At 63.0% G+C, this 12704-nt stretch carries 9 protein-coding genes; 5 read left to right on the forward strand and 4 right to left on the reverse strand.

Annotation, left to right across the window (positions count from 1 at the left end):
* Positions 1 to 3: 3 nt before the first annotated feature.
* The 4 genes from QM672_RS23565 to QM672_RS23580 form a co-directional block, all read right to left on the reverse strand.
* Positions 4 to 1314 carry a capsule biosynthesis protein gene (locus QM672_RS23565; protein ID WP_415085512.1) on the reverse strand — a complete coding sequence of 437 codons (1311 nt, stop codon included), beginning with the start codon at positions 1312 to 1314 and terminating at the stop codon, positions 4 to 6.
* A 90-nt stretch (positions 1315 to 1404) separates the two neighbouring features.
* Complete coding sequence (locus QM672_RS23570) at positions 1405 to 2145, reverse strand: class I SAM-dependent methyltransferase (protein ID WP_311933018.1); 741 nt, start codon at positions 2143 to 2145, stop codon at positions 1405 to 1407.
* Between the two features lie 271 nt (positions 2146 to 2416).
* Positions 2417 to 4321: a glycosyltransferase family 2 protein gene (locus tag QM672_RS23575; protein WP_415085515.1), complete on the reverse strand. Its 1905-nt coding sequence runs from the start codon at positions 4319 to 4321 to the stop codon at positions 2417 to 2419.
* A 43-nt stretch (positions 4322 to 4364) separates the two neighbouring features.
* On the reverse strand, positions 4365 to 6602 hold the full coding sequence (locus QM672_RS23580) for a glycosyltransferase family 2 protein (protein ID WP_415085517.1): 2238 nt from the start codon (positions 6600 to 6602) through the stop codon (positions 4365 to 4367).
* A gap of 415 nt (positions 6603 to 7017) precedes the next feature.
* Here QM672_RS23580 and QM672_RS23585 point away from each other — a divergent pair, with 415 nt between their 5' ends.
* From QM672_RS23585 to QM672_RS23605, 5 genes are all read left to right on the forward strand, one after another.
* Positions 7018 to 8487, forward strand: a complete 1470-nt coding sequence (locus tag QM672_RS23585) for an ABC transporter substrate-binding protein (RefSeq protein ID WP_415085519.1) — start codon at positions 7018 to 7020, stop codon at positions 8485 to 8487.
* A gap of 243 nt (positions 8488 to 8730) precedes the next feature.
* A complete protein-coding gene (locus tag QM672_RS23590) occupies positions 8731 to 9867 on the forward strand; it encodes a carbohydrate ABC transporter permease (RefSeq protein ID WP_394314921.1) in 1137 nt (378 codons plus the stop codon).
* Positions 9864 to 10916, forward strand: a complete 1053-nt coding sequence (locus QM672_RS23595) for a carbohydrate ABC transporter permease (RefSeq protein ID WP_415085522.1) — start codon at positions 9864 to 9866, stop codon at positions 10914 to 10916. Before QM672_RS23590 ends, QM672_RS23595 begins: the two co-directional genes overlap by 4 nt.
* A 2-nt stretch (positions 10917 to 10918) precedes the next feature.
* The gene (locus QM672_RS23600) at positions 10919 to 11968 is read left to right on the forward strand and encodes an ABC transporter ATP-binding protein (RefSeq protein ID WP_394314920.1); all 1050 of its coding nucleotides are present in this window, start codon (positions 10919 to 10921) and stop codon (positions 11966 to 11968) included.
* Between the two features lie 222 nt (positions 11969 to 12190).
* The gene (locus tag QM672_RS23605; RefSeq protein ID WP_415085524.1) at positions 12191 to 12601 is read left to right on the forward strand and encodes a carboxymuconolactone decarboxylase family protein; all 411 of its coding nucleotides are present in this window, start codon (positions 12191 to 12193) and stop codon (positions 12599 to 12601) included.
* Positions 12602 to 12704: the final 103 nt, after the last annotated feature.

Here is a 12704-nt window from a genome sequence, read left to right on the forward strand (position 1 = left end):
TGCTCACAGCCGATGGTCTTCCACGGACGCATAGGTGAGGGCGCCGATCGCCCAGATGATCAGCAGGGACAGGAAGAACATCAGGGGATAGACGAGGCGGTAGGGATATTTGGCGAATTCGGGCAGGCTTGGCGGCACGAACATGCTTAGATAGACGGCCTGTCTCTGTGCCCTGATCTCGGCGCGATCCAGCGCCGCCTGTGCCCGGGCGTATTTGCGTTCGTTGAGCAGGCGGTCGACGTCGAGCTCTTCATATTTGGCAAGCGAGGTGGCCAGGGTCTGGGAGTCGCTGCCGGTCAATTGTCCGCGCAACGCCGCGATCTGCTCATCCAGGGAGGCGATGCGATTGCGCAGGACGCGCAGGCTGGGGGCGTCGGGCTGAAGCTCGGCCGCCATCACCGCCTCGTCATTCTTCAGCTTCAGCCGTTCCGTCATCAGGGGCATCAGCAAGGTCGCGATCTGGGTACCCTGTTGGCTCGGATCGATCAGCGCGTCCTTGTTGCGAAAGTCCTGCAGCGCTTTGAGGCTGTCCTGCAACTGCTTGAAGACCTGGCGCGTTTCGGCCTCTGCGGCCTGGGTCGCGTCCCGCCGCGCCCGCTCCGACATGCGATTGATCAGCTTCTCGCTTTCGGCCAGCACGGCCTGGTTCAGCCGCAGGGCATCCTCGGCGCGAAAGGCGGTGACATCCACCGTGACGATGTTGGAGACGGGGTCGACATAGGCATCCACCTTGCGCTGCCAATAGTCGGTGAGTTCGTCGATCGAAGCTTTATTGGACAGGCGGGCGATGCGGTCCACTTCCGGACGCTGGAAGATCTCGCGGATGTTCAGTTGCGCGCCGATGTCATCGATGATGGCACGGCTGCGGATGTAGTTGGCAACGATATGCGCGTTCTGGGCGGTTGCTACGGGTATCATCGAGCTGCTCGTCGGGGTGGCCGCGGTTTCCGATTCGCCGCCCTTGTCCGACATTTCCGGCTCCATGGCCCGCACGGTAAAACGGGCTTCGGACTGGAACTGATCCGATGCGATGACGAAGAAATAGACGAACGCGGCGATGCTCGGGATGAGCACCAGCAGGACGAAACTCCACAGATAAGGCCTGGACTGGCGCGAACCGAGGTCGGGAACGGCTTCGGGCGAACGGGTATCGTCGACGACGGTGACGTCTGTGCTCCGCCCGCGGAACACCTTGGTGGCATTGGCGAACTGGCGCAAGGCGAGCCCGGTCCGCCTGGGCCGTTCCTCCGGGCCGGGGGGCGGCAGGAGCTCCTTGGCTTCGCCGTCCTTTTGCTGCTTCAGATCCGTTCTCATATCCAGATTGCGCTCATCCGCACCGTTATTCCTGTCCGATCGAGCCTGCCGCGGGCGCCGGCCTGCTCGAGGATCTCGGGATCGACCGTTCTATTTCCGCGCATAGATCGACATCGCCGGCCCGTAGCGATGGTCGGGATCCTCATCCTCCAAGGTGATGTGGGCAAAGCCGACCGCCCGCAGGGCGGCCAGCAAATCGTCGCGGTTGAGCCAGCGATGCCGATCCATGGGACCGCCGCAGAATTCGGCATGTTTGGCGGCACCGCGATAGGTTCGCGGATAGGTTCGCACGGCGATGCCGTGAAAATCCTGGACCTGCGGCTGGCGGGCGAAGACGGCTCGTCTCGGATCCGATGGCGGCATGAGTTCATCGTCCACGAAATGGGTCCAGAAATAGACCGCGTCGGTTCGCCTGGCGATCAGTTCGATCAGATGCAGCGGATCGTCGGCATGGTAGAGCACGCCGGACGCAACGATGAGATCGTAGGTTTTCTCGGTGTTCTCCAGCCATTTGACGAAATCGCCGAGCCAGATGCGCGACCGCGACAGGCCGAAGATCTCCTTGGTGATCAAACAGCGCAGAAAAGCCGACTGATTGGCCTCGACGGCATCGACCATGGCGCCGGCGCGTTCGAGCATGACGGTATGGCCGGCCTCCAGCGGTCCCAACTCCAGGACGACCTTGCCCTCGAGCGGGCCGTGCTGATTCATCATCCAGGCGATCCGCGGGTCCAGATAGGTCGCCAGCGGCCCGGCGCTAATACCCAGTTCCGGCGGAAAGCCACTGTTCCAACCCGGGATGACATCGACGGCGTTCTGATGGCTGGGCATCGAAACTACATAGCGATCAAATACTTTTAGCGATTTCTGCTCGGATAGGAATGCGGGAACCGATTGGCGCCGCAGCTTGCCAAGCCATCTCGATAGCATTTACTTTTCCAGTCGGCAGTGTTTCTCGATATGCCACTATGATGGCCCAGCCCCCATCTCTTCATAGCGCAATTCAGCATGGATGAGACCTTAAAATCGCTGCGCCGCAATATGTAGCCCGAAATTTATGTCCAAATAATCTACCTCGAGACAAAATCTCAAAAAACTGCACTCAACCGAGGGCCGCCCTATACCACTCCAGCGAGAGCGCGGGATGGAAGTAGGGGTCGTTCCTAAGTAGGTGGAGCCATTTCGAACGGAAATATCCTATCTCTTTTCTGTACAGCACCTCGGACGGCATCTTGTTGCTGCGCGAGGCGGACTCGTGATGGTGCAGTACCACGCACGGATCCAGCAAGGTTCGCCAGCCGCGCTCGTTGAGGCGCAGGCACAGATCGATGTCGTTCAGGTCGATCGGAAGATTGTGCTGGTCGAAGCCGCCGATGTCGCGAAACTTCTCGCGCGAGACCGCCAGGCAGGCGGCCGTGACCGCCGACAATTCATGCGGCAGGGAGAGCCGTCCGAAGAAGCCGGTATCGGTGCGTGGCAGGCGTCGCTCGAAATGGGCAGCCCGCCCGCCCATGCCGAGCACCACGCCGCCATGTTGCAGCGTATCGTCCTTGTAGAGAAGTTTCGCGCCGACGGCCCCGATGTCCGGTTGCCGGGCCCAGCCCGTCAGCCGGGACAGCCAATCGTCGGACAGGATCTCGGTGTCGTTGTTCAGGAAGACCAGCGTGTCACCGCGGGCCCGCCCTGCTGCCTCGTTGCAGATGGCTGCGAAATTGAAGGATCCGGGGCTGCGCAGGATGGAAAAGCGAGGGTCCTTCGTCACGTTCTCCAGATAGGCCAGGGTGTCCGGATCCCTGCTGCCATTGTCGATGATGACGACCTCGAAACGGTCCTGCGGGGTGCGGTCGAGCAGACTGCCGATGCAGGCCGACAACAGGTCGGCCCGATCCCGGGTCGGAATGATGATCGTCGACATCGGCGACTGCCCCCCGGCGAGCATGACGGCCGGGCTGAGCGGAGGAAGAGGAACGGCCGGGCTGGCATGCGGGGTGGCGAGCAGAATGCGGCGAACATGCACGGCCCGGACGAGGGCGTCGACGGGCGGACGAAACAGCAGGTCCTCGACCGTGGCGCCGGAGGGCATGACCTGACGCAGCCAATTGGCACGAGCGAACCAGGCCCGCCCGAGCAGCGCCGCATGGCGGGCGAGGACGGGGCTCCAGTCCGGCTTGAAGCGGGGCGTGCCGTCACATTCCTCGTCGCCATAATAAAGGGCTGCCGGGTCTTCGACGGCTCGCTGGGCAACGGCGGCCAGGGCGAAAGCGGTCAGCCGGTCGTCTGCCCGCAGGCCGATCACCAGATCATCCTCCGCGATCCCGTTCAGGAGGGGAGCAAGGGAGGTTTGGGGGGAAGCCCATGACAGGGCGATGCCCTTGAGTGGTTGGGAGGCGAGGAAGTCGTGCCACGCCGCCGCATGCTTCGATGGATCCCCGATGATGACGAGATGGAAACCTATGCCGAGGGCAGCCGGCGATGGCATGTCGAGGCCTGTCCACTCGATGGCGCGGCTGCGCTCGAGGCGCCAGGCCTCGTACATGGTGAGGGGCGTCGCCCCCAGCGCACGCCTGAGCCGGGTTTGCTCCACCTGCCGATTGCCGCGCATGCCGGCCCACAGCGCGCTCATGACCGCCTTGGGGTGGCGCCGTGCGCCTCTGGCCAACCGCCGGAACGGGCCGACGCGGCCAAGGCTCACCAGCCGGAACGCGAACGGGCCGGCCCAATCGACCGGCGACAGGTGCAGCTCGGTTGCATCGGACGGCAGGAAGCCGATCCAGCTTCCGCGGCCGAAGGACGGAGCGGGCAGCATCACTTCCTCCTCGCCGCCTGGGCGGACGATGCGCAGGATCGGCCGGGTCAGGGGGTCGAGCAGGCTGGCCTCGAAGACGAGGCGGACCCAACGCCCGGCCCATAGCCGCGCCGGCGCTTCGATCCTGAGCCAGGGCAGGCCACTTTGCGAGATGGTCCGGCCGTCCCGCAGGACGACATCGACGAGCGGCGTAAGCTTCATGCCGGCGGCCGTGCCTTGCGGGATTGGCGCCCGGTGATGACGGTCATGCTTGGTCGGCCTTGAACAGGAGGGACATGTCGGTTTCGCCGGAACCAGTCGGGATTGTCGTCCAGGAGCGCGGCGATGGCAGGCTTGGCGGCAGAATTTCTCGGGGGGTGGCCAAATGCCTGGAATACCAGGGGCTGTAAGCTGGATCCTCGAAGGCATCCGTATGATATTTTTGGCGCAAGGCCTCCTTTTCGCGTTGGAAGCGTTCCTTGTTCGCCTTGGTCTCGTCACTGCCCCGTGAGGCGGATTCATGATGGGTGAGGGTGGCGAAGGGCGTCCACACGGTCCGCAGGCCGGCGGCGGCTGCACGCAGGCAATAATCGACATCGTTATAGGCGATGGCAAAAGCCGTCTCGTCGAACTCGCCGACCCGGGCGTAGCATTGGCGCGAGATCAGCATGCAGGCGCCGGTGACGGCACTGAGCGTCTGGCGTACCTTGAGACGGTTCATCGGTCCCGACGAGTCCTGCGCTGCGTTGGCGTACCAATGGCCGGCCAGACCGCCGAGCCCGACGATGACGCCCGCATGCTGCAGCCTGCCGGTGGGATAGAGCAGGCGGGCACCGACGATGCCGGTTTGCGGATAGTCGAGGCAGCTCACCATTTCCTTGAGCCAGCCGGCGGCGGCGATCTCGATGTCGTTGTTGAGCAGCAGGATCGCCTGCCCCTTTGCTTCCCGCATGCCCCGGTTGACCTGGCGCGAGAAGTTGAAGGGCTCGGTTGTCATCACTGTCCGGAAGTTATCGTGCTGGCCACGCATGGTCTCGTAGAGCGACAGCGTCTGTGCGTTCGTGCTGCCATTGTCGACGACGATGATCTCGAAATCGGCATAGTCGGTGCGTTCATAGAGGTCGGCCAGCAGGCGGCCGATCAAAGCGGGACTGTCGCGATTGGGAATGACGATACTGACGGAGGGCCACCGGTGGCGATCGGGTACAAGTTCGACACGGTGAAGATCGGGTACCAGTGCCGGACCAACCGGCGCGGCGATGCCGTCGCTGGCATAATGCGCGGCCAGGGCCCGGCGGGCGTGGCCGACCGCCGTGGCCAGGTTGGCGTTGGAAAAGGACGTCCGGTGCCGCCGCCACAGATAAGCGGGGTAGGGCAGGTGGACGATGGTCTCGGCCGGCAGTCCCGAGAGATAGCGCAGCAGGAGTTCATAATCCTGCGAACCGTCGAAGCCGGCGCTCAGGCCGCCCAGCGCCTGCAGACGCTGGCGCCGATAGAGCGAGAGGTGATTGATGTAGTTGACCCCGGACAGCAGCACGGGGTCATAGGCGGGCTTGAAGAAATAGCCCGTCGGTTTCAGCTTGGCGTCGGTGATGGTTTCATCGGTATAGATGAACTGTGCGTCGGGATGGCGGCGGATGGTCTCGTTGAGATAGTCGAGGGCCAGCGGCGCGAGGGCGTCGTCATGGTCGATGAGGCCGACCCATTCCCCCTGCGCCGCGGCGAGGCCAAGATTGGTGGTGTCGGCAATGCCCTGATTGCGCGGATTGCGCAGGATGCGGATCCGGGGCTGTCCCTCCAGGCGTTCGAGCCAGGCGAGGGTAGCCCTGTTGCTGGATGCATCGTCACACAGGAGCAGTTCCCAGTTGCCGGCGCGCTGGCCGCGCAGCGAGTTCAGGAGGGTATCGAGAAAGGCGGTCGGCGTATCGCGAAGCGGAACCACGAAGGACAGCAGCGGTGCCGGCGGTCTTTCCTCGGATGGCTCCATCTGCCGAAGGCCGGCCTCGGCCAGATGCAGGACGGCCCGAAAATGCTCCTCCGGCGGGAGCTGGCGCGGAGGTGGCGGCGCTTTGGCCAATTCGTCGAGCTCGAGCAGATGCAAGTGGTCGGCGGCGGTGCCGAGCTGCCGGCGGAGCGAGGCCAGGGAGCGGGCCGTGCGGATGTTCAGGGTGAAGCTGCCCTGCTCCCCGTTCGCCCCCGGATAGTCCTCGCAGGGGTCGAAGCGCACGCGACGGAAGCCTTTGATGCCGCTGGTCCGGAAGGCATAGACGCCGTGACGCGCCGCCGGCAGCGGCAGTACCTGTTCGGGCCGAAAACCATAGCCGGTATCGATGTAAAGGTGCGGTTCGAGCTCTGGGCCGTTCGAAATGACTTCGATGGCGACATATCTGGCGGGCCAGGGGCCGAGCTTGAAGACGAAGTGAGGATCGACCTCGCATACGCTCCATTGCGACGCTCCGACGCGAACCAGCCCCTTATGGCCTTTCATCAAGGGCGCAAACACGATGCCGCTTCCTCACATGGCCAGTCATTCATCACGAACCGGGGAGACATGTCGTCGTTGGTCTTTAGGCTCTTGCGGTCATCCGCGACTAAACCGGGAGATTACAGTAGAGGAAATAACGCGAGAATATTGAAAGATAAACTGTACTGTCCCTTGCGGCAAGGAGCCGGAGAGGTGAACTTGACGGGCAGGTAAACAATGCTTTCATCGACGGTATAGCATTCAAGAACTCATCGCCGATCCTATAGCTGATTCTGGAATAAAAGCGATCTTCCAGTCAATGATCCGACATTTGACGTTTTCTCAGCGCCGGTGCCATAATCGGCTCGCGATGTCCGGCTGCAGGGATGTACTGGCGTGAATGCAGCGCCTGACATCGGCATAAAAACACAAAAACGACATTTGGGAGGGATGAATGGCTTCGAAAGGCGGAGTTGTTGGCGCCGCGTTGATGGCTGCGGCGCTCGCGGGAGCGGCGCTGCCGGCCAAGGCGGGCGAGTTCGATGGCGTCACCGTCAACATTATGACGCAGACGGGCGCCATCCAGGAGCCGCTGCAGCGGCGCGCGCCGGAATTCGAGAAGCTGACGGGCGCCAAGATCAACGTGATCGCGGTGCCCTTCTCCGATCTCTACCAGAAGGTGCTGACCGATTGGGCGAGCGGCACCAATTCCGTGGATGCGGCCGTGTTCGCGCCGCAATGGATGGTGGACTATGTCGCCGGTGGCTATCTCGAGGACATCGGCGGCCGGGTCGCCAAGGACAAGGCGATCGCCTGGGACGATATCGCCCCTTTCTTCCGCGACTTTTCGTCGAGCTATGGCGGCAAGACTTATCTGGTGCCGTTCGATGGCGATTTTCACATGCTCTATTACCGCACCGATATCTTCGACAAGGCAGGGCTGAAACCGCCGACGACCTGGGACGAATATCTGGAAGCGGCCAAGAAGCTGAACGGCATGGAGGTCGACGGCCAGAAGGTCTATGGCTCCTGCATCGCCAAGAAGCGCAACGCCCAGAGCTATTGGTTCGTCACCGACGTGGTCGGCTCGATGACCCAGTCGAAGGGCACGTCACAGGGCACCTTCTTCAACACCAAGGACATGACGCCGCTCGTCGATAACGAGGCCTTCCGCAAAGCGCTGTCCTTCCTCAAGGAATCCGGCAAGTACGGCCCGCCGGACGAATTGAACATGGACGTGTCGGACACCCGCCCGCTGTTCACTTCCGGCAAATGCGCCCTCAACCTCGACTGGGGTGATGTCGGCGTGCTCGCCATCGATCCCGCGACCTCCAGGGTGATCGACAAGACGGGCGCCACCATCATGCCGGGGGCCAAGCAGGTGCTGAACTGGGACACCGGCAAGCTCGAAGCCTGCTCCAAGGAGACCTGCCCGAATGCCATCGACGGCGTGAACCATGCGCCCTATGCCGCCTTCGGCGGCTGGAGCGGCGGCATCAACGTCAAGGCCAAGGACAAGGTCAAGGATGCGGCCTATGCCTTCTTCTCCTATATGAGCGCGCCGGCCCAGTCGAATGTCGACGTCACCATCGGCAAGACCGGCTTCAACGCCTATCGCACCTCCCAGCTCAGCTACAACGACGGCTGGAAGAAGGCCGGCATGAGCGAGAAGGCGGCGGCCTCCTATCTCGGTGCCATCAAGGACAGCCTCAACAGCCCGAACATGATCCTGGACCTGCGCATCCCGCAGAACCAGAAATATCAGCAGGTGGTGCTGGATGAGGCGATCGCCCGCTTCCTGGCCGGCGAGATCGACGAGGAAGCCACCGTCAAGGCGGTCGCCGATGGCTGGAAGGACCTCAACGACCAGATCGGCACCGAGGACCAGCTGAAGTTCTACAAGAACACGCTGGGCGCGAAATAGGGGGCTACCTTCCTCCTGGAGGGGGAGGGGCGAACGAAGTCCGGGGTGGGGTGAAGAGGCGCTTTGTTCTGGCAAGACGAGCGAGGCTGCAGAACGCCCTTCGCCGCGAAAAAGTCACCCCACCCCGACGCTGCGCGTCGACCCCAGGCCATTCAAGAGGAATGGCCGATCCCTCCAGGGGAGGGTAAAGAGCGGCGCCATCTCAAAACCGGTTGAATCTCAAAACGACGCGTTGAGAAAAATATGGCCGTCAACCTCTCCATCCCCGATGAAACCGACCGGCGGGAGCGTCTCTCTCAATGGGTCGATCGCCATTCCGGCCGCATCATGGTGCTGCCGGCGGTGCTCATCCTCTTGGCTTTCGCCATCTTTCCGCTGGTCGCCTCGGCCTATCTGTCGCTGTCGCGCTTCAAGCTCGCCGGCGGCAGCTTCACGCTCACCTTCATCGGCTTCTACAATTATCTGCGCCTGTTCCTCGGGGCCCAGCAATATCACTTCCTCGGTACGCTCAAGGTCTTCGGCCTTCTGGAATGGCTGCTCTTTGCTGCGGCTCTCGCTTTGCTCGCGCTGTGGCTGGTGCGTTTTGCCCGCGACGGCTTCACGCTCTTCGGTTTCCTCGGGCGGCTGATCACCGCCGGCCTGGTCGCCGGCATCGTCTATACCGTGCTCGCCACCACGGTGGCCGGCGGCATTCCCGGCACGCTCCTGAACACGCTGCTCTATGTCGTGGTGGGGGTCTCAGTCCAGTTCCTGATCGGTCTCGGCCTGGCACTGCTCTGCGCCCAGCCGATCCGGGCCCGCAGCTGGTTCCGCGTGATCTTCTTCATTCCGGTGATGGTGACGCCGGTGGGCGTCGCCTACATCTTCCGCATGCTGGCCGACATGCAGAAGGGACCCTTCGCCCCGCTCAGCCAGCTCTTCGGTGTCAGCCAATGGTCCTGGGCCACGGAAGCCTGGTCGGCGCGGCTGATGGTGCTGGTCGGCGATACCTGGCAGTGGACGCCCTTCATGTTCATCGTGCTCTTGGCGGCGATCGAGAACCAGCCGCGCGACCAGCTCGAGGCGGCCCATCTCGATGGCGCCGGCCCCTGGCAGATCTTCAAGGACATCACCTGGCCGGCAATCGCGCCGGTGGCGGCCACGGTGGTGCTGATCCGCCTGATCGAAGCCTTCAAGATCATCGACATGCCGAACGTGCTCACCGCCGGTGGCCCGGGCCTGGCGACGGAATCGCTGACCCTGCATTCCTTCATCGCCTGGCGGACTCAGGATTTCGGCGGCTCGGCGGCGGTCGGCTACCTCCTCCTGTTCGTGTCGACGATCACCTGCGTCTCCTTCTTCAATTTCGTGGTGCGACCCAGCCGGAGGTATCAGGGATGAGTGCAACTCCTGATGATCGTCCCTTGCTGCGCCGCCTGTTCGAGCGCCGCAGCCTGGAGGAACTGGCCCCGATCCCGAAGGCCTTGACCTATGCCGCGCTCGTGGGCTGGACCTTCGTGGTGCTCTTCCCGCTCTATTGGGTGCTGGTCACCTCGCTCAAGGTGCAGATCCAGGTCGATGCCGGCCCCTATTACCTGCCCTTCGTCGACTTCCAGCCGACGCTGGATGCCTGGAACTTCATGCTGTTCCAGAACAACACGCTCTGGCCCTATGTGAACTCGATCATCGTGGCGCTGGTGAGTACCGTCCTGGCCCTGATCATCGGCTCGCTCGCCGCCTATGCCCTGGTGCGCATCCGCTTCCAGGTCAAGCTCGCGGCGATCATCGCCTTCATCGTCCTGGCCGCCGGCGTCATCGTCGCCGTCTCCGTGTTTGCCGTGCCCTGGCCGGCAGCGGTGGTGGCGGCCCTGGTGCTGTTCTTCATGATCCTCGGCACCATCGGCCGGCGCTTCAAGGCGGCGCTCGGCAACAACGACATCGAGTTCTGGATGATCTCCAACCGCATCATGCCGCCGATCGTGGCCGTGCTGCCGATCTATGTGATGTTCCAGAACCTCAAGCTGCTCGACACCCAGATCGCGCTGATCTCGACCTATACCGCCGTCAACCTGCCGATCGTGGTCTGGCTGACGCGCGATTTCTTCGCCGGCATTCCGCTGGATCTGGAAGAGAGCGCCGAGATCGACGGCGCTTCCAAGCTGCGCGTGTTCTTCACCATCGCTTTGCCGCTGGTGCGCTCGGGACTGGCTGCCACCTTCATGCTGGTGCTGATCCTGGCCTGGAACGAATATCTCCTGGCCCTGTTCCTCTCCAATGCCAATGCGCAGACCATGCCGGTGCTGGTCTCCGCCCAGAACACCACGCGCGGCCCGCAATGGTGGTACATGTCGGTGCTGATCGTCATCATGATCGTGCCCGTCATCGTGATTGCCGCATTCCTGCAAAAGCATATTGCGCGAGGCCTGATGGTCGGCGCCGTCAAGGGTTGAAGATGCAAGTCACGCTCAACAACGTCCACAAATCCTTCGGCGCCGTCGACGTGGTCAAGGGGCTCGACCTCGAAGTCAGGGATGGCGAGTTCCTGGTGCTGCTGGGCGCCTCCGGTTCCGGCAAGACCACGGCCCTGCGCATGATTGCGGGGCTGGAGACGGTGACCTCCGGCTCGGTGCGGATCGGCGAGCGCGACGTCACCCATGTCCTGCCGAAATATCGCGACATCGCGATGGTGTTCCAGTCCTATGCGCTCTATCCGCACAAGACGGTGTTCGCCAACATCGCCTATCCCCTGACGGTGCGCAAACGCCCCAAGGCCGAGATCGAGGCGGCGGTGAAGGACGTGGCCCGCCAGGTCCAGCTCGATCATCTGCTCGACCGCCTGCCGCGGCAGCTCTCCGGTGGCCAGCGCCAGCGCGTGGCGCTCGCAAGGGCCATCATCCGCCGCCCCGCCGCCTTCCTGATGGACGAGCCCCTGTCCAATCTCGATGCCAAGCTGCGCGGCCATATGCGCGCCGAACTCAAGCACATGCAGCACGAGCTCGGCATCACCACCATCTATGTCACCCATGACCAGGTGGAGGCGATGACGCTGGCCCATCGCGTGGCCCTGCTCGACAAGGGCGTGCTGCAGCAACTGGATACGCCGGCCAACATCTACAACCGGCCCGCCAACCTCTTCGTCGCCGGCTTCATCGGCTCGCCGCCGATGAACTTCCTGGAGGGAGAGCTGAAGGAAGGGCGCTTTTCCTCCGAGGCCGGCGGCTTCGGCACCACCAACACCAGTTCGACGTCACGGGCGGTTGCCGGCATCCGGCCCGAGGATTGCCGGGTGACCGAGCCGGATCTCGGCAAGTTCGCCGGCGAGGTCTTCGCCATCGAGCTGATCGGCGATCATTCGCTGGTCACCTGCCGCTGCGGGGCGGCCAGCGTGACGGTGAAGGTCGACAAGGAGTTCCAGCGCGAGATCGGCGAAAAGGTCGGCATCGGCTTCGACGACAGGGCCCTCCACCTCTTCGATGGCGAGAGCGGGGAGAGGCTGGGGTAGGTCGTGGATGATTGGAGCGATTGGAGCGCGGGACTGTAACTGTCTGATATCGCGATTGAAACGCTACCTTTTGTCATGCCCGGGCTTGACCCGGGCATCCAGGTGCCGAGGGCTCACTGTGCTGAAAAGAGACTGGGTTGCCGGGTCAAGCCCGGCAATGACAAATGTCGCGCTAGGGTTTGTATAGTTACGCTACGCGCGCAATCTGCACAGGAGTACAAGATGGCCACCGTAAGACTTCTCAGCGACGACGAGGTCGCTGCCAACCCGGCCGCGAAGGCGGTGTTCGACGACATCAGGGCGACGCGCAAATCCGATTTCGTCAATAATTTCTGGCGCGGCCTCGCCAATGATCCGGTGCTGCTGAAACGCACCTGGGAAGAGGTCAAGGCGGTGATGGTGGGCGAGGGCGCGCTCGATCCCCTCACGCGCGAGCTGATCTATATCGCGGTCTCCACCGCCAATTCCTGCCAATATTGCGTACATTCCCATACGGCGGCCGCGCGGGCCAAGGGGATGGATGACGCGCAATATGGCGAGCTCATCGCCATCATCGGCCTGGCCGGCAAGACCAATCATCTGGTCACGGCCATGCAGATTCCGGCCGATCCCGAGTTTCTGGTGACGGGCTGAGATCGCGTTTTCAGCCGTCGTTCTCAGCATTCAGCTCGTCCGGCCGAAGACCGGGCTAAAGCGTTTTGCGATTTGACCGAGTCACCTGGAATCGCAAAGACGC

The organism is Labrys sp. (in: a-proteobacteria), assembly GCF_047605565.1.
GTDB lineage: Bacteria > Pseudomonadota > Alphaproteobacteria > Rhizobiales > Labraceae > Labrys > Labrys neptuniae.